Origin of the sequence: Pseudomonas sp. AM8 (assembly GCF_036346475.1) — a bacterium.
In the GTDB taxonomy this organism is placed as follows: Bacteria; Pseudomonadota; Gammaproteobacteria; order Pseudomonadales; family Pseudomonadaceae; genus Aquipseudomonas; species Aquipseudomonas marginalis.
In genome coordinates this window covers 257706-281865 of the sequence record NZ_JAOTNX010000006.1, presented here as the reverse complement: position 1 = coordinate 281865, position 24160 = coordinate 257706, and the positions used below count along the sequence as shown (strand labels likewise).

The following is a 24160-nucleotide window of genomic DNA, read 5'->3' as shown; positions in this document are numbered from 1 at the left end:
ATGTCTGACGCACTCTGGGCCGCCCGCATGGGCGATGCGCTCTCCCACACCTCGATGATGGCCGACATCCTCGGCGGTGTGCTGGAGGTGGCGGCCAATATTGCGATCACCGCCGTGGCGACTGCGGCGGTGGTTGCCGCCACCGGGATTACCGTGGCCACCGGCGGGCTCGGCTGTTTCCTGCTGGGCGCCGTGGTGGGCACGATTGTCGGCCTGGCCATGAGCAAGACCGGGGCGGACAAAGGCTTATCGAATTTATGCGAGAGCTTCAGCAACGCCCTGTTCCCGCCTACGGTGCAGGCGAACATCCTCACCGGTTCCACCAATACCCTCACCAACAGTATTCCGGCCGCTCGCGCTGCCGGGGCGATCAGTTCTCACGTTGCGCCCGCCGGCACTGAACTGGAAGAACCCGCGCCCGAGCCGGAAGCCAGCTACCTGGACATGGCCGAGAGTTTCTTCTCGCAAATGTGGCGCCCCACGGTTGCCACACCTGCGCCCGGCGCCGAACCCAAGCCGCTGGATCTGGTCACGTGCATGAAGCATCCGCCGATGCCGCCGCAGTTTCTGGCCGAGGGTTCGGAAAAAGTCACCATCAATGGCCAGCCGGCAGTGCGCAGCGGTGACCGCAGCACCTGCGATGCAACGGTGGTGTCGTCGGGGCTGATTTCCTCCAACGTGACCATTGGCGGCGGTTCGGTGGTGGTGCGCGAGATCCGCAGCGGCAAGACGCCGGGCGTCGGGCTGGCGGTGACAGCGTTGTTGATGCTCAAGGGCGGCAAGGGCAAGTTCTTCAGCAAGCTGCCGTGCATGTTGATCGGCGGCGCGACCTCGATGGCCGTGAGCAGCGCGATGGGGGCTATGGCCAATGCGGCCATGGGATCGTCGAACCCGGTGCATGCGGCCACCGGCGCCAAGGTGCTGGGCGGCGATGATGAGCTGGATTTCGTACTGCCCGGCATCCTGCCGATTGATTGGCAACGCTTCTACAACAGCCGCGACGAACGCTCGGGCAGCCTGTTCGGCGCAGGCTGGAGCCTGCCGTATGAAGTGTGCGTCGACATCCAGCCTCACCCCGACGGCGGCGAAACGCTGGTCTACACCGATGAACAGGGCCGGCCTATCGACATGGGCAGTATTCCCCTGGGCGGCGCGGTGTTCAGCGCCGGTGAAGGGCTGGCCGTGCGCCGACACCTCAATGGGCAGTTGCTGATCGAAAGCGATGACGGGCTGTATCGCTTATTTGAGCCTTCCGCCAACCCGGCGTTGCTGCGCCTCAGCCAGCTCGGCGACCGCAACGACAACCGCATCCATGTTGATTACGACGAAGCCGGGCGGCTGATCCGGCTGCGCGATACGTTCGACCTGGTGCAAGTGGAGTTGATCCGCGATCAAGGCCACGTGGTGCGGCTCGAACGACTGTACCCCGATCAGCGTCGCGAAGTACTCGTAAGCTATGGCTACGACGCTATCGGCAACCTGGCTGAGGTCCGCGATGCCACTGGCCAGGTACAGCGACGCTTCAGCTATGATGCCGGCCAGCGCATGGTCGAGCACCAGTTGCCGACCGGTCTGCGCTGTTTCTACGAATGGGCCTTGGTTGAAGACGTGGAATGGCGCGTGGTCCGGCACTGGACCGACGAAGGCGACGCCTACCAGTTCGACTATGACTTGCAGGCCGGTATCACGCGGATTACCGACGGCTTGCAACGCGTCAGTACTCGCCACTGGAACACCCAGCACCAGATCGTTCGCTACTGCGACAACCTCGGGCAAACCTGGCTGTTCGAGTGGAACGACGAGCGCCAATTGCTCAGCGCCACCGATCCACTGGGCGGGCGCTATACGTACAGCTACGACGACGCCGGCAACCTGATCGGCGAGACCGACCCGCTGGGCCGCAGTGACTCGACCTTGTGGCTTGAGCATTGGGCACTGCCGCTGGTGGAGACCGACGCCGCCGACAATAGCTGGGCGTATCGCTACGATCAGCGCGGCAACTGCATCGCCGAAACCGACCCGCTGGGCTACGTCACCCGCTACCGTTATGACGATCACGGCCAGGTCGTGGAGATCATCGACGCCACCGGCAAAAGCAAGAAGCTGCGCTGGAATCCGTTTGGGCAGTTGGTCGAGCATATCGATTGTTCGGGTTACCCGACGCGTTTCAGTTACGACGAGCGCGGTTATTTGCAGGTCATTACCGACCCGCTAGGGGAACGAACAACCTTCACATACGACACGACGGGCAGGATGCTCAGCCAGCAGTTGCCAGATGGTCGCATCGAGTATTTTCAACGCAACGCCTGCGGACAATTGACGGTCCATACCGACCCGTCAGGCCACTCGACTCATTATCAGTACAACCCTCGCGGGCGCATTCGCCAGCGCACGGATGCGCACGGCCGCAAAGTGCAATTCAGCTATGACAGCTACGCACGGCTGCAAGCACTGACCAATGAGAATGGCGAATGTTATCGTTTCACGTGGAATGCCAATGATCGCCTGGTCGAGCAGCGCGACCTAGATGGCAGCGCCCATCACTATGACTACGATGCATTGAACAGCATCACCAGCGTCACTGCTTTACCAGCTCACGACAGCAATGCGCCAGGTATCCCTGAACAGCCTATTGTTCACTATTTGGAGCGTGATGCTGCCGGGCGCCTGGTTGTCAAAATCACCGACGATGGCCGCACGGATTATTTATACGACCTCCTGGATCAATTGATCGCAATCACATTCAAGGACGCCCAGGGCAACGAACAAAAATTGAGTTATCGCTATGACGCCCTCGGCCAGCCACTTGAAGAGCAAAGCTCGGCCGGCAGTTTGAAACATCGCTATGACGAATTGGGCAATCTGACCCAGACCCAATTACCCGATGGTCGCTGGATCAACCGTCTGTACTACGGCAGCGGTCATTTGCACCAGATCAACCTCGATGGCCAAGTCATCAGTGACTTCGAGCGTGACCGCCTGCATCGTGAAGTACTTCGCACACAAGGTCAGATCAGCACCCGCACTGAATATGATCGAGGCGGGCGGTTGCGCGCTCGTGTACGGTATCCAAGTACCCTGCCGCGACCACTGACGGGAATGAGCCCGACATACTTCGACTTTGATCCCAGCGACAACCTGATCGCCCGCCACGAACAAAAAGCAGGAATTGCACACCAACAGTCGTTTCACTACGACGCCACTGATCGCATCATTGCCAGCCAGAATCCAATACATGGGACGCAGGAAAGCTTTGCTTATGACGCAGCGGCCAACCTTCTGGATGGTCCCCTGCCGGGTGTAGGCCTGGTGGTACATAACAAATTAATGACCTACCAAGACAAGCGTTACCGGTATGACAGTTTCGGTCGGCTGGTTGAAAAACGTAGTGCTCGTCGCGCCGTTCAACTATTCAAGTACGACGCTGAAAGCAGAGTGGTCGAAATACGAAATCAGCACGCCGCCAATGAAACCGTCATCACAATGACCTACGACCCTTTAGGTCGTCGGATTACAAAAACCGAACAAAACAGCAACGGTAATACGCTTGGTACCACTCGTTTTGTCTGGGACGGGTTGCAACTGATACAAGAGCATCGTAATAACCAGACCAGCCTTTATCTTTATGAAGATGGGAGCTATGAAGCGCTGGCACGTGTTGATGGCCTGGGCCCACTGCAAAGAATCAGGTACTACCACAACGACCCTAACGGACTGCCGCACGAATTGACGGACCACGATGGGCACCGTGTATGGCAGGCCAGTTATTACGCTTGGGGTAATACCGCCGAGGAAACCAGAGAATCTTCTTACATCGAAGAGCAGAACTTGAGGTTTCAGGGGCAATACTTGGACCGGGAAACCGGTTTGCACTACAACACGTTCAGGTTTTACGACCCCGATATAGGTCGGTTTATCACACCGGACCCCATAGGACTCGCCGGTGGCTTGAACCTCTATCAGTACGGGCCTAATCCGATGGGCTGGTGTGATGCGTGGGGGCTGGCAGGCAGTCCAACCACAGCGACTCATATCACCTACCTGGGCGTCGACAAAGCGACCGGCAAACCTTATGTGGGTTATGCCAGCATGCAAGGCAAGCAGGTAGGTTCAGACGTGTTGAACTATCGCTACGGGTCAAATTTCGATCGCTTTGGCGGCCAGGCACCTCAAGTCCTGCATACCGCCTATGGACAGGATGGCAAGGACACCACACGAGGGCTGGAACAACGAGTGTATGAAGGTTTGGGAGGAAAAGATGGAACCGCCAACGCACAAAATCCGGTCGGCAAAGGAAATGGCCGAAGGAAAGAATACCTAGCTGCGGCGGATAAACATTTGTCTCAGACTGACTCAGGCAAAGCACTGGATAAACGCATAAAAGCCGCGAATAAAACCAAGGGCAAAGCCCCTGCCAAAGTCGCCGGCAAAAGCAGGGGTGCGCGAGCAGGCCGCTGCTCGTGAATATCATCAATGACTATTGAAAATGGAGTGAGCCCATGGCCAAGCGCATCCTCTGGAAGGAAGGCGATCTAGTCAGCCTCAAATTGCGAGATGACTTATACACCGTAGGCCAGATGATCAAAAACTCCGTCATGCGCTTCTACGATGTGAGAAGTGTGGACGGCGCTTGGACCGAGCTTGCGCTGGACAACAGTATGATCCTGTTCAGTGGTTTTGTCGGCAAGGTGGTGACCCAGAGATTGGCAACGGAAAAACTAATTTCCGTCACACCATTTAGCCTTTCGGATCATGAGCGTTATTGGCTCAGGCCCCACGTCAGCTTTGAGGGCGGCTTTCCGTTTCGAGATGCTGATCTTGTTGACCTCGGCATCGGCTGCGATGCTGACTACAGCCTGGTACCTGCACTAAAGGAAGATCTGCAACTTTCTGACAGTCGCGACATTATCGAAAAGTATGAGTTGACCAACATGTGGGGAGATGAGGACCTCACCGACAGACTGTGTCGCTACTTCGATACCGGTGTTAACCGGGATGATTTGAAATTTGAAGTCTTTCCGGGACTCTGGAACGATCGTGAAAGCCTCAGGCCTTTGACCCGACGACTGCCTTTGCCGTTGAGATAAACAAGCAGTGTTTAGGTGATTTGAAGCATTAAAAAATGGGCACCCAACCCAGTCGGCGTGCCCATTCTTCTTACCGCCCCGCCTCCCTTCGAGACGGTACCGCAATTACGGGTTGACGCTGTCTTTGAGCGACTTGCCCGGCTTGAACGCAACGGTGTTGCTCGCCTTGATCTTCACAGGCTCACCGGTTTGCGGGTTTTTGCCGGTGCGGGCGCCACGGTGGCGTTGCAGGAAGGTGCCGAAGCCCACCAGGGTGACGCTGTCCTTGCGGTGCAGGGCGCCGGTGATTTCTTCGAGAACGGCGTTGAGGACACGGTTGGCCTGTTCTTTGGTGAGATCCGCTTTTTCAGCGATGGCGGCTGCGAGTTCTGGTTTACGCATATGTGAAGCCTCTTTGACGGTTTTTTGTTGTTATGTCCGTGCTGCTCGTCTGTGGAGCAGCGCCCAAAGCGCCGCAGGCTCTACTCTGCGGCAGACGGGAGTGAGGATGGCATGCCCTCGCACGCTCCGCCAGTCTCGCGGCGACCTTTCTCGGGGGAAAAACGTGCTTATTCCGACAGAACGACCGGTATTTACGCCAGCAACGGCGGAAGTTCTTTGTTGAGGGCAAGTTTTTCCATCACGGCGTTGCCGGTCAGCGCGTAACCCAGCAGACGACCGTTGGCGTCGCGGCACAGGGCCTTGATGTCGGCGCCCTGGCCTTCGACGCTCCACACCCCTTCGGTGCCCCGTGGCGGCGGGGATACCACCAGCGGGCAGACCGGGGTTTTCACGGTGACCGGCATCGGACCGTAGCTGACGGCCGTGGCGTTACCGGCCAGGGTCTGGGCCAGGGCACGGGCGCAGCTCATCAGCGGCATGACGTACAGCAGGTTGAGGCCATCGACCTCGGCGCAGTCGCCCAGGGCGTAGATATTGGCGTGGGAGGTCTTGAGGTGGCGGTCCACCATGATCCCGCGGTTGGTCTGCAGACCGGCGGCGGCGGCCAGGTCGACACGCGGGCGCAGGCCGATGGCCGAGACCACCAGGTCGCAGTGCACCACTTCACCGTCCGACAGATGCGCTTCCAGGCCGTCAGCGCTGCGTTGCAGGCGGTTGAGCACCGGGCCCAGGTGGAAACGCGCCCCCAGCCCTTCCAGGCCAGCCTGTACCGCTGCGGCCGCCGCCGGGTGCAGCAGGGTCGGCATGACTTGCTCGCACGGCGCCACCAGGTCGATTTCATAACCGCCGAGGATCAGGTCGTTGGCGAATTCACAGCCGATCAGGCCGGCGCCGAGCAGCAGCACGCGGCGCTTGCCGGCCGCGGCGGCGCGAAAGCGGGCGTAATCTTCGAGGTCATTGATCGGGAAAACCAGCTCAGCGGCGTCGCCTTCAACCGGTACCCGCACGGTCTCCGCGCCCCAGGCCAGGACCAGATCACGATAGACCACCGCTTCTTCACCGATCCACAGGCGCTTGTGGCCGGGGTCGATGCCGCTGACACGGGTGTGGGTGCGCACTTCGGCCTTGAGTTGCTCGGCCATGGCGCCGGGTTCGGCCATGCTCAGGCCATCGGCTTCCTTGTTCTTGCCAAAGCCGGTGGAGAGCATGGGCTTGGAGTAGGAGCGCCCGTCATCCGCGGTGATCAGCAGCAATGGGGTCTCGCTGTCGAGCTTGCGAAACTCCCGGGCCACGTTGTAACCGGCCAGCCCTGTGCCGATGATCACGACAGGTGCGTTCATTCCGTTCTCCTTGTAGTACGTCTCTGAAACTGAAAATTAGCCGATTTCGATCATTTCGAAATCCATTTTGCCGACGCCGCAGTCCGGGCACAGCCAGTCTTCCGGTACGTCCTGCCACAGGGTGCCCGGAGCGATACCATCATCCGGCCAGCCGTCTTTTTCGTCATAGATCAGGCCGCAGACTACACATTGCCACTTCTTCATTTACTTGCTTCCTCAGGGTCCAGGCAGGTTGGCCGGCGGTCGATGGATCCAGCGTTGCCGCGCGGCTCAGGGCGTTTTGTACTGATCAGGGCCGACAGATGCAAGCTCGATCGACACAAGGCGCCGGGCCGGGCCGGCAAAAGATCAGGACGCCATGGTAAGCTCGCCGCCTCTTTTGCCGCCAATACTGACGCACCGTGCCGCACTCAATCGCCCTTCCCGATGCTTGCCAATGGTTGACCCAGAGCCTCCTGAGCCCTGCGCCCGCGCCCTTGACCCTGAACTGGCTGTTCGACGAAGGCTCGCTGACCCGCCGGTTGACGTGGCTGTCCCACGATGGCTTCAGCGTGACGCCGCTGTTCGAAGGCTGGCAGCCGCTACGCGATGATGAATGCGCGGCGCTGCACATGCCCCCGGCCAGTATCGGTTGGGTGCGCGAAGTGTATTTGCGCGGGCATGGCCAACCGTGGGTGTTTGCCCGCAGTGTGGCCGCGCGCAGTGCATTGCAGGGCGACGGCTTGCATATGGATGAATTGGGCAGCCGTTCCTTGGGCGAATTGCTGTTTTGCGACCGCGCGTTCACCCGCCAGGCCATCGAGGTGTGCCATTACCCTCGCCAATGGTTGCCCACCACGGACCAGGCCGACGGGCTGTGGGCGCGCCGCTCACGCTTCGATCGCGGGCCGCTGAGCGTGCTGGTGGCGGAAGTCTTCCTGCCGGCTTTCTGGCACGCGCTGCATGACCATCCGGAGAACTGCTGATGTATCAACGTCTGCTCAAATCCTTGAACCGCCTGCACCCCCGGGCCTGGGATTTCATTCAGTTGACCCGCATGGACAAGCCCATCGGCATCTACCTGCTGCTGTGGCCGACGCTGTGGGCGCTGTGGATCGCCGGCAAGGGCTCGCCGTCCCTGGCCAATATCGTGATTTTTGTGCTGGGCGTTACGCTGACTCGCGCTGCCGGTTGCGTCATCAATGACTGGGCGGACCGCAAGGTCGACGGCCATGTGAAGCGCACCGCGCAACGCCCGCTGGCCAGCGGCAGGATTCGTTCGAAAGAGGCCCTGGTGTTCTTTGCGGTACTGATGCTGATCAGCTTCCTGCTGGTACTGCTGACCAACGCCACCACCATCTGGTTATCGCTGGGCGGCCTGGCACTGGCGGTCAGCTACCCGTTCATGAAGCGCTACACCTATTACCCCCAGGTGGTGTTGGGCGCGGCGTTTTCCTGGGGCATGCCGATGGCGTTCACCGCCGAAACCGGCCACCTGCCCGCTACCGCCTGGCTGCTCTATATAGCCAACCTGTTGTGGACAGTGGCCTACGACACCTATTACGCGATGACCGACCGCGACGACGACTTGAAGATCGGCGTCAAATCCACTGCCATCCTGTTCGGCGATGCCGACCGGGTGATCATCCTGACCCTGCAAGGCCTGGCGCTGCTGTGCCTGTTGCTGGCCGGCGCACGGTTTGAGCTGGGGAGTTGGTTCCACCTGGGGCTGCTGGCGGCGGCAGGCTGCTTTGCCTGGGAGTTCTGGTACACCCGCGACAGGGACCGGATGAAGTGCTTCAAGGCGTTTTTGCACAACCACTGGGCCGGGTTGGCGATTTTTGTCGGGATTGTGGCGGATTACGCGTTTCGCTGAGGTTTTTGCAGTGCCTGGTCGGGCCTCATCGGGGGCAAGCCCCCTCCCACATTTGAATGTGTTCACACATCAAAAGGTGGGAGGGGGCTTGCCCCCGATGGTTTCAGCAGCACCGCGAAATCAGGGCTTGATCACATGCCATGCCCCACCCTTGCCATCACCGCTCTTGTCACCGGCCTTGTGGTCATCCTTGTAGGTGTAGACAGGTTTGCCCTTGTAGGCCCATTGACTGGTCTGGTCATCACGGGTGATCACGGTCCAATCGCCCATTGATTTGTCGGTAGACTCTGCTTTCAGCGGCGGCCAGTTGGTCGCGCACTGGTCCTTGCACACTGACTTGCCATCGGCGTCCTTGTCGAAGGTGTAAAGGGTCTTCCCACTGTGATCCACTAACAGACCGTTCTGGGTCATCGCCGGCTCCGCCGCGAATGCCAGTGTCGGGAGCGTCAACGCCGCCGTGACCAGCAGGGCCTTCCAAGAAAAAGTACTGTGAGTCATCGGAACCTTCCTTTTGTGGTTGTCAGGATTCGGACCCAAAGCGTAGTCCAGAGTGCCCCGAATTGCCCAAGCGACTAAATTACTGTCACACGACTGCAATAATTCCGTTATCTAATGCGGCGCAAGACAGTTAAATGACAAGAGGATTTTCGAGCATGGTTGGCAGGAGCATTCTGATTGTTGACGACGAAGCGCCCATCCGCGAGATGATCGCCGTTGCGTTGGAAATGGCCGGCTATGACTGCCTGGAGGCGGAGAACTCCCAGCAGGCCCATGCCATTATCGTCGACCGCAAGCCGGACCTGATCCTGCTGGACTGGATGCTGCCCGGCACCTCCGGCATCGAACTGGCCCGCCGCCTCAAGCGCGATGAGCTGACCGGGGATATCCCGATCATCATGCTCACCGCCAAGGGCGAAGAAGACAATAAGATCCAGGGCCTGGAAGTCGGCGCCGATGACTACATCACCAAGCCGTTTTCCCCACGGGAACTGGTAGCGCGCCTGAAAGCCGTGCTGCGCCGTGCCGGCCCGACCGATGGCGAAGCACCTATCGAAGTCGGTGGCCTGCTGCTGGACCCGATCAGCCACCGCGTAACCATCGACGGCAAGCCGGCCGAGATGGGCCCGACCGAATACCGCCTGCTGCAGTTCTTCATGACCCACCAGGAGCGTGCCTATACCCGTGGCCAGTTGCTGGACCAGGTGTGGGGCGGCAACGTGTATGTCGAGGAGCGCACCGTCGACGTGCATATCCGTCGCCTGCGCAAAGCCTTGGGCGATGCCTACGAGAATCTGGTACAAACCGTGCGCGGCACTGGCTACCGGTTTTCAACCAAAGGTTGAAACCTAGCTGCAAGTGATCAGCTACAAGCCGCAAGAAAAAAGCCGCCTCGCTCTGACTTGAAGCTTGCAGCTTGAAACTTAAAGCTGCTCCGAAGGACGCTCCATGAACCAAAACTGGCATGGCACCCTGATCCGCCACATGCTCCTGTTGATCACCGCCTGCTTGTTGGTCGGCCTGGTCAGCGGCTATTACGGCTGGAGCCTGGCCATCGGTATCGGCCTGTACCTGGGCTGGACCCTCAAGCAATTGCTGCGCCTGCATGAATGGCTGCGCCAGCACAAACCCGACGAAGCACCGCCCGATGGTTACGGCCTGTGGGGTGAGGTGTTCGACAGCATCTACCACCTGCAACGCCGCGACCAACGGGTACGCGGGCGCCTGCAAGCCGTGATCGACCGGGTGCAGGAGTCCACCGCTGCGCTCAAGGACGCGGTGATCATGCTCGACAGCGACGGCAACCTGGAGTGGTGGAACCGCGCCGCCGAGACCCTGCTGGGCCTCAAGACGCCCCAGGACAGCGGCCAGCCGGTAACCAACCTGGTGCGTCACCCGCGCTTCAAGGAATACTTCGAGCAGGACAACTACGAAGAAGCCCTGGAAATCCCCTCGCCCACCAACGACCGTGTGCGTATCCAGTTGTACCTGACCCGCTACGGCAACAACGAACACCTGATGCTGGTGCGCGACGTAACCCGCATCCATCAGCTGGAGCAGATGCGCAAAGACTTCGTTGCCAACGTCTCCCACGAACTGCGCACGCCCTTGACGGTGATCTGCGGCTACCTGGAGACGCTGCTGGACAACGTCGAGGAGATCAACCCGCGCTGGAGCCGTGCCCTGCAGCAAATGCAGCAGCAGGGTTCACGCATGCAGACCCTGCTCAACGACTTGCTGTTGCTGGCCAAGCTCGAGGCCACGGATTATCCGTCGGACAACCAACCGGTAGCCGTCCAGAGCCTGTTGCAGACCATCAAGAATGACGCCAAGGCCCTGTCGGGCGAGCGCGGGCAGCAGATCAGCCTGGATGCCGACCCGCAGGTGTTGCTCAAAGGCAGCGAGGGCGAATTGCGCAGCGCGTTCTCCAACCTGGTGTTCAACGCGGTGAAGTACACCCAGGACAAGGGCACTATCCGCATTCGCTGGTGGGCCGACGAGCAAGGCGCACACCTGAGCGTGCAGGACTCTGGCATCGGCATCGACGCCAAGCATCTGCCGCGCCTGACCGAGCGTTTCTACCGCGTCGATTCCAGCCGCAACTCCAACACCGGCGGCACGGGGCTGGGCCTGGCCATTGTCAAGCATGTGCTGCTGCGCCACCGTGCACGCCTGGAAATCAGCAGCGTGCTGGGACATGGCAGTACATTCACCTGCCATTTTCCACCCGCGCAGATGACCCGTTCGCGGCTCGTCGGAAATGACGAATAACTCAAACACAGCACAAAACTAAATGTGGGAGGGGGCTTGCTCCCGATGGCGGTGCATCAGTATCAGATATGCTGACTGACACACTGCTCTCGGGAGCAAGGCCCCTCCCACAATTGGAATTGTGCTGTTTCGAATAAGGCATTCCAGGCCCCACCCGGCAGCAACCACTAGGCAAGCGCCCCGTCAGCCGCTACATTGGCCGACTTGCGCCTGCCTTTCAGGCCCTTCTGTCACCCCTTATTGAACACACGGAACCTGCAAAACCCAATCATGGACCCTTCCCCTGGTATCACCCTCGCCACACTCTTCGCCGATTTCGGCATGATTCTTTTTGCTCTAATCCTGGTACTGCTCAACGGTTTTTTCGTTGCGGCGGAATTTGCCATGGTCAAGCTGCGCTCGACCCGGGTCGAGGCCATCGCCCACACCAACGGCTGGCGCGGGCAGATCCTGCGTACCGTGCACAGCCAGCTCGACGCCTACCTGTCGGCCTGCCAGCTGGGTATCACCCTGGCCTCCCTGGGCCTGGGCTGGGTCGGTGAGCCGGCATTCGCGCACATCCTCGAACCGCTGCTGGGCGCCGCAGGCGTCGAATCGCCGGAAGTGATCAAGGGCGTGTCGTTCTTTGCCGCGTTCTTCGTGATTTCCTACCTGCACATCGTGGTCGGTGAACTGGCGCCCAAGTCCTGGGCCATTCGCAAGCCCGAACTGCTGTCACTGTGGACGGCGGTGCCGCTGTACCTGTTCTACTGGGCCATGTACCCGGCGATCTACCTGCTCAACGCCAGCGCCAACGCGATCCTGCGCATCGCCGGCCAAGGCGAGCCCGGCCCGCACCACGAGCACCATTACAGCCGCGAAGAGCTCAAGCTGATCCTGCACTCCAGCCGTGGCCAGGACCCGAGCGACCAAGGCATGCGCGTACTGGCCTCGGCCGTGGAGATGGGCGAGCTGGAAGTGGTGGATTGGGCCAACTCCCGTGAAGACCTGGTGACCCTGGACTTCAACGCCCCGCTCAAGGAAATCCTCGCGCTGTTCCGTCGCCATAAATTCAGCCGCTATCCGGTGTATGACGCGGTGCGCAACGAGTTTGTCGGGCTTTTGCACATCAAGGACCTGCTGCTGGAACTGGCGGCCCTGGACCACATCCCCGAATCGTTCAACCTGGCCGAGCTGACCCGCCCGCTGGAACGTGTGTCGCGGCACATGCCGTTGTCGCAGTTGCTGGAGCAGTTCCGCAAAGGCGGCGCGCACTTTGCCCTGGTGGAAGAAGCCGACGGCAAGATCATCGGCTACCTGACCATGGAAGACGTGCTGGAAGTGCTGGTGGGCGATATCCAGGACGAACACCGCAAGGCCGAGCGCGGCATCCTCGCCTACCAGCCTGGCAAACTGCTGGTACGGGGCGATACGCCGCTGTTCAAGGTGGAACGCCTGCTGGGCGTCGACCTGGACCACATCGAGGCCGAAACCCTGGCAGGGCTGATCTACGACACCCTCAAGCGCGTGCCGGAAGAGGAAGAAGTGCTGGAGGTTGAAGGCTTGCGGATCATCATCAAGAAGATGAAAGGGCCGAAGATCGTGCTGGCCAAGGTCCTGCTGCTGGATTGACCCTCAATTGCCCAATGCAAAATTGGGCAATGTCCCGACCGGCTGGTTGAATTCGTAAGGAATCGACACCAGCCCGGCCGCGGTACTCTGTTGCACCACAAAGTGCAGATGCGGCCCGCTGCTGTTGCCGGTATTGCCCGACAACCCCAGCGCGCTGCCCACCGCCACACGCTGCCCCGGCCTGACACTCACCGAGCCTTGCTTGAGGTGCAGGTACACACCCTGGGTGCCGTCATCGTGCTGCACGCGCACGAAATTGCCTGACGCATCGTTGCCGCGTCCGATCTGGCTATTCTCGATTTTCACCACCACACCGCTGCGTGCCGCGATGATCGGCGTGCCTTCGGGCATGGCGATGTCCATGGCGTAGCGGCTTTTGGCGTCGGTGTGGCTGAAACTGCCGTTGGGGCCTTGGGTCAGGCGGAACGGACCGCCACGCCAGGGCAAGGGGTAACGGTAGGCTTGTTGCGGGTAAACGGGTTTTGGCCTGTAGAGTACCGGCGGCTGTACGCGCTCGACCCTACGTTCCTGGATCACGAACGCCTGGGCGCCGGGGGTTTGCCGATCGCTGAAAAACACCATGCCGTTGGCATCGGTGGATTTGTACAGGGTCATGGCCTGGGTCGAATTGGCGACCAAGGCCAACATGCAGGACAGCAAAAGGCGAAGGAGCATGGCGCGAACCTGCCGGAGTGAATGAACAGCAAACTAGCAAGGGATCATGACAATCCCGGGGCACGCCCCTTCGGACTGAAAGTCAGGCCCCCGGCACAAAATGCTTCTGCGCCGTACCGCGCGCAATCAGGCGGGAGATGTAGTCGAGCTTCTGCGCATCCTGGTCGATAAAGCGGAAGGTCAGTTGCAGCCAGTCACTGTCCGGCTTGGGTTCGAAGGCGACGATGGCGTGCAGGTAGCCGTTGAGACGCGCCACCTCGGCGTTGTCGCCCTGTTCCAGGTCGAGCACGGCACTTTCCAGTACCTGAGGCAGGACCTCACCGCGACGCACCACCAGCAGCGCCTCCTTGATGCTCAGCGCCTTGATCACGCATTGCTGGGTGCCGCTGGACAGGCGCAACTGGCCCTGGCCACGGCCGCCAGTGGGTGCAGCGCCTGGCGCTTGGACCGGCGGGGCGTTGTTAAGCAGGCCTTTGCTTGGCGCAGACGCAGCCGCCGCAACGGGGGCTGCACGTACGGCTTCAGGCTTGCCACCGGTCAGGGCACTCAGGGAATCATTGCCGAAGGCCGAGTTCATCTTGGTCGGCGCGCTGGCGACCAGGGCGTCGAGGCGACCGACCTTGTGCAGGGCTTGCTTGACCTTGTTCAGCAGTTGCTCGTTGGTGAACGGTTTGCTGACGTAACCGGAAACCCCGGCCTGGATCGCCTGGACCACGTTCTCTTTGTCGCCACGGCTGGTCACCATCACAAACGGCATGGCCTTGAGGTGCGGTTGCTCACGGCACCAGGTCAACAGCTCCAGGCCGGACATCTCCGGCATTTCCCAGTCGCACAGCACCAGGTCGAAGCTCTCGCGCATCAGGATGGTCTGGGCCTTCTTGCCGTTTACCGCATCTTCAAGCTTGATCCCGGGGAAGTAGTTGCGCAGGCACTTCTTCACCAGGTCGCGGATAAACGAGGCGTCATCCACCACCAATACACTGACTTTACTCATCGACCCTTCATCCTATAAAAACTTCGGCACGCAAAACGCCTGACTAATGGCATTTTGCCAAAACTCTGTAGTCACGTTCGGACTTTCTTTTACCCGATTCGCAAAAAATTCAGGCGCCACAAACGAAAACGCCCGACCAGAGGCCGGGCGTTAATTTCTCGGGCAACCTTACTTATCGTCAGGTTCGCCCGGAACATTAGGGATTTGATCGGCTGAACCCTCAACTTCGGCCTTCATGCGCTTGAGACCCATGTGCCGTACGTCGGTACCGCGCACCAGATAGATCACCAGTTCCGAGATATTGCGCGCGTGATCACCGATCCGCTCCAGGGAGCGCAACACCCAGATGATGCTCAAGACCCGCGAGATAGAGCGCGGGTCTTCCATCATGTAGGTGGCCAGCTCACGCAGGGCGGTCTTGTATTCTCGGTCGATGACCTTGTCGTACTGCGCTACCGACAATGCCAGCTCGGCGTCAAAGCGCGCAAAGGCATCCAGGGCATCCCGTACCATGTTGCGCACCTGGTCGCCGATATGACGCACTTCGACATAACCGCGCGGCGCTTCACCCTCTTCGCACAGCTGGATGGCACGGCGGGCAATCTTGGTGGCTTCGTCGCCGATCCGCTCGAGGTCGATCACCGACTTGGAAATGCTGATGATCAGGCGCAGGTCGGATGCTGCCGGCTGGCGACGGGCGAGAATGCGCAGGCATTCTTCGTCAATGTTGCGTTCCATCTGGTTGATCTGGTCGTCGATCTCGCGCACTTGCTGGGCCAGGCCCGAGTCGGCCTCGATCAGCGCAGTAACGGCATCGTTGACTTGCTTCTCCACCAGCCCGCCCATCGCCAGGAGGTGGCTGCGCACCTCCTCGAGCTCGGCGTTGAACTGCGCGGAGATGTGGTGGGTAAGGCCTTCTTTGCTAATCATGTTGGCGTCCTTGGAGCGTCCGGTAAGGTGCGGAGAACCGCAGCGTCAGTGCAATCAGAACCACAGCTTCCTAGCCGTAGCGACCGGTGATGTAGTCTTCGGTCTGCTTCTTCGCCGGATTGGTGAACAGGGTGTCGGTATCGCCGAACTCCACCAGCTTGCCCATGTACATGAACGCGGTGTAGTCGGAAACCCGCGCCGCCTGTTGCATGTTGTGGGTCACGATAACGATGGTGAACTTGGACTTGAGCTCGTAGATCAGTTCTTCGACTTTCAGCGTCGAGATCGGGTCGAGTGCCGAGCACGGTTCGTCGAGCAGCAGCACTTCCGGCTCCACGGCGATGGTGCGCGCGATCACCAGACGTTGCTGCTGGCCGCCGGACAGGCCGAGTGCCGATTCGTGCAGGCGGTCCTTGACCTCGTCCCACAGCGCCGCGCCTTTAAGGGCCCACTCAACGGCTTCGTCGAGGATGCGCTTCTTGTTGATGCCCTGGATGCGCAGGCCGTAGACCACGTTTTCGTAGATGGTCTTGGGGAACGGGTTAGGCTTCTGGAACACCATGCCCACACGGCGACGCAGTTCGGCCACGTCTTCGCCCTTGCGGTAGATGTTGGTGCCGTAGAGGTTGATGGCCCCGTCCACGCGGCAACCGTCCACCAGGTCGTTCATGCGGTTGAAGGTACGCAGCAGCGTGGACTTGCCGCAGCCCGACGGGCCGATAAAGGCGGTCACGCGCTGCTTGGGGATGTTCATGCTAACGTCGAACAGTGCCTGCTTGTCACCGTAATACAGGCTCAGGCCCGGTACTTCGATGGCCACGGTTTCCTGGGCCAGGCTCAGGCTCTGTTTGTCGCGACCCAGGGCAGACATGTTGATGCCGTGGGAATGGGTGTCGTGTTGCATGGGATGCTCCCTGTGCTGTTGTGTGGGAGGGGGCTTGCCCCCGATAGCGGTGCATCAGGAACATGTGTGCTGGCTGGCACACCGCAATCGGGAGCAAGCCCCCTCCCACAAATAAGTCCGCGTTCAATTCAGATCAGCTGTCCAACGCCTTGTACTTCTCGCGCAGGTGGTTACGAATCCACACCGCCGACAGGTTGAGCGTGGCGATCACCAGCACCAGCAGCAAGGCGGTGGCGTACACCAGCGGCCGTGCGGCCTCGACGTTAGGGCTCTGAAAGCCGACGTCATAGATATGGAAGCCCAGGTGCATGATCTTCTGGTCCAGGTGCAGGTACGGGTAGTTGCCGTCCAGCGGCAGCGACGGGGCGAGTTTCACCACGCCGACCAGCATCAGCGGCGCCACTTCACCGGCGGCGCGGGCCACGGCGAGGATCATGCCGGTCATCATCGCCGGGCTGGCCATCGGCAGCACGATCTTCCACAGCGTTTCCGCCTTGGTCGCGCCCAGCGCCAGGGAGCCTTCACGCACCGTACGCGGAATCCGTGCCAGGCCTTCTTCGGTGGCCACGATCACCACCGGTACCGCCAGCAGCGCCAGGGTCAGCGAGGCCCAGAGCAGGCCCGGTGTACCGAAGGTCGGTGCCGGCAGCGCTTCGGCGAAGAACAGACGGTCGACCGAGCCACCCAATACATACACGAAGAAACCCAGGCCGAACACGCCGTAGACGATGGCCGGTACACCCGCCAGGTTGTTCACGGCGATGCGGATGATGCGCGTCAGGGTGTTCTGCTTGGCGTATTCACGCAGGTACACCGCCGCCAGCACGCCGAACGGGGTCACGATCATCGCCATGATCAGGGTCATCATCACGGTACCGAAGATCGCCGGGAAGATCCCGCCTTCGGTGTTGGCCTCCCGCGGGTCATCACTGAGGAATTCCCACACCTTGCTGACGTAGAAACCGATCTTGGTCACGGTCCCCATGGCGTTCGGCTGGTAGGCGTGCACCACCTTGCCGATGCCGATTTCAATTTCCTTGCCGTTGCCATCGCGAGCGGTCAAGGCGTCACGGTTGAACTGGGCGTGCAGGTCGGCCAGGCGCGCTTCGATGTCCTGGTAGCGAGCGTTCAGCTCGGCGCGGTCGGCCTCCATGTCGGCCTGGGCGGCCGCGTCGAGCTTGCCTTCCAGCTCCAGTTTGCGGCCATGCAGGCGGATGCGCTCAAGGCCGGCGTTGATCGCGCCGATGTCGGACTTCTCCAGGGTCTTGAGCTGGGCCGCCAGCTTGTTCACGCGGTCCACGCGGGCTTGCAGCTCCGGCCACGCGGCCTCGCCTTCAGCGATGACCTTGCCATCCTGCTTGACGTTGACCAGGGTGCCGTAGAAGTTGCCCCACTCACGACGTTCGATGGTCATCAGGTTCTTCGGCGTGCTCTGGTCCTTCAACCATTCGCCGACAATCCAGGTGAAGTCGTTGCCGTTCAGATCGCGGTTGCCGACCTTGATCAGCTCGCGGGTCATGAATTCAGGGCCCGCATCGGGCACCGGCAGGCCCGCGCTTTTCAGGCGCTCGCGCGGCACTTCTTCTTTCTGCACCACTTCGCCGATGACGATATGGTTTTCCTGGCCCGGCACGTTGTAGTTGGCCTGGATCAGGTCGGCCGGCCAGAAGTGGCCCAGGCCACGCACGGCAATCACGGCCAGCAAACCAATGGTCATGATGACCGCGATGGACACCGCGCCACCGCTGATCCAGACGCCGGGAGCGCCGCTCTTGAACCATCCATTCAGGGAGTTCTGTTTCACAGACTTCTACCTTTCTTAAAGCGACGAGTATTTCTTGCGCAGACGCTGACGAATCAGCTCGGCGAGGGTGTTCATGATGAAGGTGAACAGCAGCAGCACCAGCGCCGAGAGGAACAGCACGCGGTAGTGACTGCCGCCGACTTCCGACTCGGGCATTTCCACCGCGACGTTGGCCGCCAGGGTGCGCAGGCCTTCGAACAGGTTCATCTCCATCACCGGCGTGTTGCCGGTGGCCATCAGCACGATCATGGTCTCGCCCACGGCGCGGCCCATGCCGATCATCAGCGCCGAGAAGATGCCCGGGCTGGCGGTCAGGATCACCACGCGGGTCATGGTCTGCCACGGCGTGGCGCCCAGGGCCAGGGAACCCAGGGTCAGGCCGCGCGGTACGCTGAACACGGCGTCTTCGGCGATGGAGTAGATGTTCGGGATCACCGCAAAGCCCATGGCCAGGCCGACCACCAGGGCGTTGCGCTGGTCGTAGGTAATGCCCAGGTCGTGGGAGATCCACATGCGCATGTCGCCGCCGAAGAACCAGGTTTCCAGGTACGGACTCATGTACAGCGAGAGCCAGCCCACGAACAGGATCACCGGGATCAGGATTGCGCTTTCCCAACCGTCGGGAACCCGCAGGCGAATCGACTCGGGCAGGCGACTGAAGACAAACCCGGCCACCAGGATGCCAATCGGCAACAGCATCAGCAGGCTGAAGATCCCCGGCAGATGCCCTTCGACATACGGCGCCAGGAACAGGCCGGCGAAGAAGCCGAGGATCACCGTCGGCATGGCTTCCATCAGTTCGATCACCGGCTTGACCTTGCGGCGCAGGCTCGGGGCCATGAAGTAAGCGGTGTAGATCGCCGCGGCAACGGCCAGTGGCGCCGCCAGCAGCATGGCGTAGAACGCCGCCTTCAGCGTACCGAAGGTCAATGGCGCCAGGCTCATCTTGGGTTCGAAGTCGGTGTTGGCGGCGGTCGATTGCCAGACGTACTTAGGTTCGTCGTAGTTTTCGTACCAGACCTTGCTCCACAACGCGCTCCAGGACACTTCCGGGTGCGGGTTGTCCAGCAGCAGCGGCTGCAGCTTGCCGCCGGCTTCGACGATCACGCGGTTGGCGCGCGGCGACATACCAAACACGCCCTGGCCGTCGACCACCGGATCCACCAGCAGGGTGCGGTGGGCGGTGCTGTGGAACACGCCGAACTTGCCGGAAGCGTCGAGGGCGGTAAAGCCTTTGCGCCGCTCTTCGGCGGTGATTTCCACGATGGGCGCGGTGCCCATCTGGAAGGTACGGATCTGCTTGAAGCGCTGCTCGCCATCCGGGTCACGGGCCATGAACCACTGGGCCAGGCCGCCTTTGGAGTTACCGACGATCAGCGAGATGCCGCCCACCAACTGGGTGCTGGCGGTGACTTCGGCAGTGCCATCTTCCAGTAATTTGTAGCGACCGTTGAGGCTCTTGTCGCGCAGGCTGAACACATCCGCCAGGGCGCGGCCGTTGATCACGTACAGCCATTGCTGGCGCGGATCGATGAAGATCGCCTTCACCGGCTCGGTCATTTGCGGCAGCTCGACACGCTTCTGCTCGCTGGTGACTTCACCGGTCATCATGTTTTCTTCGCGGCTCAGGGTCAGCACGTTCAAGTGCGAACCGGCCGAGCCTGCCACCACCAGCGACGAATCGGTGGCGTTGAGGGCGACATGCTCCAACGGGCGGCCGGCATCGTCGAGCACGATCGGCGTTTCACCGTAGGGGTATTCAATCGCAGGCGTGATGGTCTTCTTGCCGTCCGGGTACGACACCTTATAGGTGTGACGGAACACCAGAGACTGGCCATTGGACAAACCGAGGATCACCAGCGGGCTGCCCGGCTGGTCTTCACCGATGGAAGCCACGCTCACGCCGGGCGCAAGCGGCAGGTCGACACGCTTGAGTTCGGCACCGCTCGTGACGTCAAAGAACAGCGCCTGGCCCTTGTCGGAAACCCGCATGGCGACCTGGTTCTGCTCTTCCAGGGAGATCAACAACGGCTTGCCGGCGTCCTGCATCCAGGCGGGCGTCAGTGCGTCTTCCTTGGTCAGCGAGGCGCCTTGGAACAGTGGCGCGACCACGTAGGCGAGGAAAAAGAAAATCAGGGTGATCGCACCCAGAACGGCGAGGCCGCCCACCAGCACATACCAACGGGTCAGGCGATCCTTGAGCGCGCGAATACGGCGCTTGCGTTGCAGCTCAGGCGTATTGAAATCAATGCGCTTGGGGGGAGAAGTTGTCGTCATGGTGGAATTGGCCAGATCATTCATGCGCACACCCTAGCGATCCTGTATGACAGAAAGATGACAGTGCAGTGACGCAACAAATCCGCCGCGAAGCAGGGCTGGCAGCGGACTAGAAAATTCGGATGCGGGGCCGGTATTCCGGCCCCGCAGAGGCAATCAGTTGCCTTCTTTCAGACCCAGGTCAGCCAGGGCCTTGGCGGCAACCTTGGCTGGCAGTGGGATGTAGCCGTCCTTGACGACAACTTCCTGGCCCTGTTTGGACAGAACCAGTTTCACGAACTCGGCTTCCAGCGGGGCCAGAGGCTTGTTCGGGGCTTTGTTGACGTAAACGTAGAGGAAACGCGACAGCGGGTATTTGCCGTTCAGGGCGTTTTCTTCGCTGTCTTCGATGAAGTCAGTGCTGCCTTTCTTGGCCAGGGCCACGGTCTTCACACTGGCGGTCTTGTAGCCGATGCCCGAGTAACCGATGCCGTTCAGCGAAGAGCTGATCGACTGCACGACCGAAGCCGAGCCGGGTTGTTCGTTCACGTTAGGCTTGTAGTCGCCTTTACACAGGGCTTCTTCCTTGAAGTAGCCGTAGGTGCCGGATACCGAGTTACGGCCGAACAGTTGCACTGGCTTGTTGGCCAGGTCGCCGGTCACACCCAGGTCACCCCAGGTTTTCACATCGGCTTTGCCACCACACAGGCGAGTCGAGGAGAAGATCGCGTCGACTTGTTCCATGGTCAGGTGCTGGATCGGGTTGTCCTTGTGCACGAACACGGCCAGGGCATCCACGGCAACCGGGATAGCGGTTGGCTTGTAGCCGTACTTCTGCTCGAAGGCCGCCAGTTCGGTGTCCTTCATCTTGCGGCTCATCGGGCCCAGGTTGGAGGTGCCTTCAGTCAACGCAGGTGGCGCGGTGGCGGAGCCGGCAGCTTGAATCTGGATGTTGACGTTCGGATATTCCTTTTTGTAACCCTCGGCCCACAGGGTCATCAGGTTGGCCAGGGTATCGGAACCGACGCTGGACAAGTTGCCCGACACACCAGTGGTCTTGACGTAAGCCGGGATTGCCGGATCAACACCTGCGGCCACCGCGTTGGCGGTCGCAACGCCAGCAGCGACAAAAGTCATTGCCGCCATCAAACGTTTCAGTTTCATGCCTTGCTCCTAGCAGATAGGGATAGTTGGATCGGGGCCAAGTATCGAGAGGCCGTGTGAACACTCTATGTCTGAAATATGACAATTGGATGAAAGGCCAGCATTGGAGATCACACAACAAAAGGAGAGAAGGTCGGGACGTACGAGGAGGTTAGAGCGACTAAGCGACTTCTTGGAAACAAGCTGTAATTGTTATAAAACGCAAGACATGTGGCGAGGGAACTTGCTCCCTCGCCACATGGTTACCGGTAAAAGCGCTAAACGGGGTTACCGCCCGCGCTTCCACAGATATCCACCCACCACCATCCCCATCACACACAGGACAGCCACGTAGTAAGCCGGGCCCATCGGGCTTTCCTTCATCAGCAGCGACACCGCCAGCGGCGTCAGCCCGCCGAACACGGCGTAGGCGACGTTGTAGGAAAACGACAGGCCACTGAAGCGCACCACGGGCGGGAAGGCTTTCACCATCACGTAAGGCACCACGCCAATGGTGCCGACGAACAGGCCGGTCAAGGCGTACAGCGGGAACAGCCAGTCCGGGTGGGTCATGAGGCTGTGGTACAGCGTCCAGGAAGTCGCCAGCAGCAATGCGCAACCGCTTACCAGTACACGCCCGGCACCAAAACGGTCAGCCAGGGCGCCGGAGGCAATGCAGCCAAGGCTCAAAGTCACGATGGCCAGGCTATTGGCCTGCAGCGCAACAGTCGGGCTGAAGTGGTAGATGGTCTGCAGCACGGTCGGGGTCATCAGGATGACCACCACGACGCCGGCCGACAGCAGCCAGGTCAGCAGCATCGACAACACGATGGCGCCGCGGTGGTCACGTAATACGGCACGCAATGGCAGCTCGGCGGCCAGGGTCTTGCGTTGCTGCATCTCGGCGAAGATCGGCGTTTCATGCAACCAGCGGCGCAGGTACACCGACAGCAGGCCGAACACGCCACCGAGCAGGAACGGAATGCGCCAGGCGTAATCCGAGACCTGCTCAGGGCTGTAAATAGTGTTGATCGCGGTAGCGACCAGCGAGCCCAGCAGGATCCCGGCGGTCAGGCCGCTGGTCAGGGTGCCGCAGGCGTAGCCGATATGGCGCGGCGGTACGTGTTCGGAGACGAACACCCAGGCGCCGGGGACTTCACCGCCAATCGCTGCGCCCTGGATGATGCGCATCAACAGCAACAGGACCGGCGCCCACAGGCCGATCTGCGCGTAGGTCGGCAGCAGGCCCATGATCAGGGTCGGCACCGCCATCATGAAGATGCTCAGGGTGAACATCTTCTTGCGGCCCAGCAGGTCACCGAAGTGCGCCATGATGATGCCGCCCAGCGGGCGTGCCAGGTAACCGGCGGCGAAGATCCCGAAGGTCTGCATCATGCGCAGCCATTCGGGCATATCGACAGGGAAGAACAGTTTTCCGACCACGGTGGCGAAAAACACGAAAATGATGAAGTCATAAAACTCCAGCGCCCCGCCCAAGGCAGACAGCGACAGGGTTTTGTAGTCGTTGCGGGTCAGCGGGCGCGACGGTTGCGCACTGCTTGCGGGCACGGAGGACATGGCAAGGCTTCTCTTATAGTAGTCAGCTTGATAAGGACGGCACGCCCGGGACTGGCGGCGGGTCTGGCAAGATAGCAAATCGCTTGTAAAAGCACAGCGCCAGGAGAACAGTTGCGCGCAAAAGCCGCGATACAGCGGCTATTTACCGACCAAATGAGCGTCGGGAGGTCGTCGTGGCGCCAGGGTCTCGATATACTCGGCCCTTGCAAGCGCAAGAACCCCAGGCTTGAGGGGCTGCTGCGCCAAAACGCCGTTGGGTGCCATCCAGCCGATTTGGCAGAGTTTCCCTTTAGCACGCCTTACGAGAAACGTATCGAACGGAGTATGTTTGTGCTGAAACGTTTTTCTAACAGTCGGCTATCCACCTTGCTCCACCTATAAAAGCGTCACGGGTCAGAGGCCCCCCGGCATGATCGAACTCGAACAAGAAGATCCTATCCCGCAAGGCGATCTCGCCCTGCAAATCACCGCGCTCCCGCGTGAAACCAACGGTTTTGGCGATATTTTCGGCGGCTGGCTGGTCGCGCAGATGGACCTCGCCGGTACCGCCATGGCCAGCAAGGTCGCGGGCGGGCGTGTGGCCACCGTGGCCATTGACCGCATGGCGTTCCTGGTGCCGGTGGCAGTGGGCGCGCAATTGTCCTTCTATACCCAGGCCCTGGAAATCGGCCGCAGCTCGATCCAGATGATGGTCGAAGTGTGGAGCGACGACCCGCTGTCCAGCGAATGGCGCAAGGTCACCGAGGCGGTGTTTGTGTTCGTCGCTATCGATGGCAGCGGCCGCACACGCTCGGTGCCATCGCGCGCGCGTTAAACCTCGCGGGGTTTTGACG

General features: G+C 60.6%; 20 protein-coding genes. 8 read left to right on the top strand and 12 right to left on the bottom strand.

The features are described 5' to 3' along the window. Nucleotides 1-4464, top strand: coding sequence for an RHS repeat-associated core domain-containing protein (locus tag V3W40_RS16920; RefSeq protein WP_065926739.1), 4464 nt, complete (start codon nucleotides 1-3; stop codon nucleotides 4462-4464). 35 nt (nucleotides 4465-4499) lie between these two features. Next, nucleotides 4500-5087: a hypothetical protein gene (locus V3W40_RS16915; protein WP_065926740.1), complete on the top strand. Its 588-nt coding sequence runs from the start codon at nucleotides 4500-4502 to the stop codon at nucleotides 5085-5087. Nucleotides 5088-5192: 105 nt separating this feature from the next. Here V3W40_RS16915 and V3W40_RS16910 read toward each other — a convergent pair whose 3' ends face one another. The 3 genes from V3W40_RS16910 to V3W40_RS16900 all read right to left on the bottom strand — a co-directional run bounded on the left by V3W40_RS16910 (nucleotide 5193) and on the right by V3W40_RS16900 (nucleotide 7012). Then, nucleotides 5193-5468, bottom strand: a complete 276-nt coding sequence (locus V3W40_RS16910; RefSeq protein ID WP_003213368.1) for an HU family DNA-binding protein — start codon at nucleotides 5466-5468, stop codon at nucleotides 5193-5195. A 191-nt stretch (nucleotides 5469-5659) separates the two neighbouring features. Further along, nucleotides 5660-6808, bottom strand: coding sequence for an NAD(P)/FAD-dependent oxidoreductase (locus V3W40_RS16905; RefSeq protein ID WP_065946490.1), 1149 nt, complete (start codon nucleotides 6806-6808; stop codon nucleotides 5660-5662). Between the two features lie 36 nt (nucleotides 6809-6844). After that, nucleotides 6845-7012, bottom strand: a complete 168-nt coding sequence (locus V3W40_RS16900; protein WP_003213373.1) for a rubredoxin — start codon at nucleotides 7010-7012, stop codon at nucleotides 6845-6847. A 197-nt stretch (nucleotides 7013-7209) separates the two neighbouring features. Between V3W40_RS16900 and V3W40_RS16895 the strand changes: the two genes are divergently transcribed. Beyond that, complete coding sequence (locus tag V3W40_RS16895; RefSeq protein WP_330215378.1) at nucleotides 7210-7773, top strand: chorismate--pyruvate lyase family protein; 564 nt, start codon at nucleotides 7210-7212, stop codon at nucleotides 7771-7773. After that, entirely contained in the window at nucleotides 7773-8663 is an 891-nt protein-coding gene (ubiA, locus tag V3W40_RS16890; protein ID WP_065926743.1) for a 4-hydroxybenzoate octaprenyltransferase, read from the top strand. Before V3W40_RS16895 ends, ubiA begins: the two co-directional genes overlap by 1 nt. 120 nt (nucleotides 8664-8783) lie before the next feature. Here ubiA and V3W40_RS16885 read toward each other — a convergent pair whose 3' ends face one another. Further along, nucleotides 8784-9161 carry a COG4315 family predicted lipoprotein gene (locus tag V3W40_RS16885; RefSeq protein ID WP_027608253.1) on the bottom strand — a complete coding sequence of 126 codons (378 nt, stop codon included), beginning with the start codon at nucleotides 9159-9161 and terminating at the stop codon, nucleotides 8784-8786. A 155-nt stretch (nucleotides 9162-9316) separates the two neighbouring features. On the opposite strand from V3W40_RS16885, the gene phoB reads away from it, so the two are divergent. The 3 genes from phoB (at nucleotide 9317) to V3W40_RS16870 (ending at nucleotide 13043) form a co-directional block, all read left to right on the top strand. Next, nucleotides 9317-10006, top strand: a complete 690-nt coding sequence (gene phoB / locus V3W40_RS16880) for a phosphate regulon transcriptional regulator PhoB (RefSeq protein WP_003176964.1) — start codon at nucleotides 9317-9319, stop codon at nucleotides 10004-10006. 103 nt (nucleotides 10007-10109) lie between these two features. Next, nucleotides 10110-11432: a phosphate regulon sensor histidine kinase PhoR gene (gene phoR, locus V3W40_RS16875; protein ID WP_065946489.1), complete on the top strand. Its 1323-nt coding sequence runs from the start codon at nucleotides 10110-10112 to the stop codon at nucleotides 11430-11432. A gap of 270 nt (nucleotides 11433-11702) precedes the next feature. Continuing rightward, nucleotides 11703-13043, top strand: coding sequence for a hemolysin family protein (locus V3W40_RS16870; protein ID WP_027608251.1), 1341 nt, complete (start codon nucleotides 11703-11705; stop codon nucleotides 13041-13043). A gap of 3 nt (nucleotides 13044-13046) precedes the next feature. On the opposite strand, the gene V3W40_RS16865 is transcribed toward V3W40_RS16870, so the two are convergent. The 8 genes from V3W40_RS16865 to V3W40_RS16830 all read right to left on the bottom strand — a co-directional run bounded on the left by V3W40_RS16865 (nucleotide 13047) and on the right by V3W40_RS16830 (nucleotide 23327). After that, nucleotides 13047-13718, bottom strand: coding sequence for a peptidoglycan DD-metalloendopeptidase family protein (locus V3W40_RS16865; protein ID WP_065926746.1), 672 nt, complete (start codon nucleotides 13716-13718; stop codon nucleotides 13047-13049). An 82-nt stretch (nucleotides 13719-13800) separates the two neighbouring features. Continuing rightward, nucleotides 13801-14712: a response regulator gene (locus tag V3W40_RS16860; RefSeq protein WP_027608249.1), complete on the bottom strand. Its 912-nt coding sequence runs from the start codon at nucleotides 14710-14712 to the stop codon at nucleotides 13801-13803. A gap of 168 nt (nucleotides 14713-14880) precedes the next feature. After that, a complete protein-coding gene (gene phoU / locus V3W40_RS16855; RefSeq protein WP_027608248.1) occupies nucleotides 14881-15642 on the bottom strand; it encodes a phosphate signaling complex protein PhoU in 762 nt (253 codons plus the stop codon). Between the two features lie 70 nt (nucleotides 15643-15712). Further along, nucleotides 15713-16546: a phosphate ABC transporter ATP-binding protein PstB gene (gene pstB, locus V3W40_RS16850; RefSeq protein WP_027608247.1), complete on the bottom strand. Its 834-nt coding sequence runs from the start codon at nucleotides 16544-16546 to the stop codon at nucleotides 15713-15715. Nucleotides 16547-16679: 133 nt separating this feature from the next. Further along, on the bottom strand, nucleotides 16680-18350 hold the full coding sequence (pstA, locus tag V3W40_RS16845) for a phosphate ABC transporter permease PstA (RefSeq protein WP_027608246.1): 1671 nt from the start codon (nucleotides 18348-18350) through the stop codon (nucleotides 16680-16682). Between the two features lie 15 nt (nucleotides 18351-18365). Next, nucleotides 18366-20399, bottom strand: a complete 2034-nt coding sequence (locus V3W40_RS16840) for an ABC transporter permease subunit (protein ID WP_174562752.1) — start codon at nucleotides 20397-20399, stop codon at nucleotides 18366-18368. A 384-nt stretch (nucleotides 20400-20783) separates the two neighbouring features. Further along, nucleotides 20784-21770 carry a phosphate ABC transporter substrate-binding protein PstS gene (locus V3W40_RS16835; RefSeq protein ID WP_016978637.1) on the bottom strand — a complete coding sequence of 329 codons (987 nt, stop codon included), beginning with the start codon at nucleotides 21768-21770 and terminating at the stop codon, nucleotides 20784-20786. Nucleotides 21771-22037: 267 nt separating this feature from the next. Then, nucleotides 22038-23327 carry an MFS transporter gene (locus tag V3W40_RS16830; RefSeq protein WP_027608244.1) on the bottom strand — a complete coding sequence of 430 codons (1290 nt, stop codon included), beginning with the start codon at nucleotides 23325-23327 and terminating at the stop codon, nucleotides 22038-22040. A 409-nt stretch (nucleotides 23328-23736) separates the two neighbouring features. On the opposite strand from V3W40_RS16830, the gene V3W40_RS16825 reads away from it, so the two are divergent. Then, nucleotides 23737-24141, top strand: a complete 405-nt coding sequence (locus V3W40_RS16825) for an acyl-CoA thioesterase (protein WP_003176975.1) — start codon at nucleotides 23737-23739, stop codon at nucleotides 24139-24141. Nucleotides 24142-24160 lie beyond the last annotated feature (19 nt).

Bases quoted from the DNA above. Each gene is read 5' to 3' on its own strand.
- V3W40_RS16920 (WP_065926739.1), top strand. From the start codon at position 1: ATGTCTGACGCACTCTGGGCCGCCCGCATGGGCGATGCGCTCTCCCAC.
- V3W40_RS16915 (WP_065926740.1), top strand. From the start codon at position 4,500: ATGGCCAAGCGCATCCTCTGGAAGGAAGGCGATCTAGTCAGCCTCAAA.
- V3W40_RS16910 (WP_003213368.1), bottom strand. From the start codon at position 5,468: ATGCGTAAACCAGAACTCGCAGCCGCCATCGCTGAAAAAGCGGATCTC.
- V3W40_RS16905 (WP_065946490.1), bottom strand. From the start codon at position 6,808: ATGAACGCACCTGTCGTGATCATCGGCACAGGGCTGGCCGGTTACAAC.
- V3W40_RS16900 (WP_003213373.1), bottom strand. From the start codon at position 7,012: ATGAAGAAGTGGCAATGTGTAGTCTGCGGCCTGATCTATGACGAAAAA.
- ubiA (WP_065926743.1), top strand. From the start codon at position 7,773: ATGTATCAACGTCTGCTCAAATCCTTGAACCGCCTGCACCCCCGGGCC.
- V3W40_RS16885 (WP_027608253.1), bottom strand. From the start codon at position 9,161: ATGACTCACAGTACTTTTTCTTGGAAGGCCCTGCTGGTCACGGCGGCG.
- phoB (WP_003176964.1), top strand. From the start codon at position 9,317: ATGGTTGGCAGGAGCATTCTGATTGTTGACGACGAAGCGCCCATCCGC.
- phoR (WP_065946489.1), top strand. From the start codon at position 10,110: ATGAACCAAAACTGGCATGGCACCCTGATCCGCCACATGCTCCTGTTG.
- V3W40_RS16870 (WP_027608251.1), top strand. From the start codon at position 11,703: ATGGACCCTTCCCCTGGTATCACCCTCGCCACACTCTTCGCCGATTTC.
- V3W40_RS16865 (WP_065926746.1), bottom strand. From the start codon at position 13,718: ATGCTCCTTCGCCTTTTGCTGTCCTGCATGTTGGCCTTGGTCGCCAAT.
- V3W40_RS16860 (WP_027608249.1), bottom strand. From the start codon at position 14,712: ATGAGTAAAGTCAGTGTATTGGTGGTGGATGACGCCTCGTTTATCCGC.
- phoU (WP_027608248.1), bottom strand. From the start codon at position 15,642: ATGATTAGCAAAGAAGGCCTTACCCACCACATCTCCGCGCAGTTCAAC.
- pstB (WP_027608247.1), bottom strand. From the start codon at position 16,546: ATGCAACACGACACCCATTCCCACGGCATCAACATGTCTGCCCTGGGT.
- V3W40_RS16840 (WP_174562752.1), bottom strand. From the start codon at position 20,399: ATGCAGGACGCCGGCAAGCCGTTGTTGATCTCCCTGGAAGAGCAGAAC.
- V3W40_RS16835 (WP_016978637.1), bottom strand. From the start codon at position 21,770: ATGAAACTGAAACGTTTGATGGCGGCAATGACTTTTGTCGCTGCTGGC.
- V3W40_RS16830 (WP_027608244.1), bottom strand. From the start codon at position 23,327: ATGTCCTCCGTGCCCGCAAGCAGTGCGCAACCGTCGCGCCCGCTGACC.
- V3W40_RS16825 (WP_003176975.1), top strand. From the start codon at position 23,737: ATGATCGAACTCGAACAAGAAGATCCTATCCCGCAAGGCGATCTCGCC.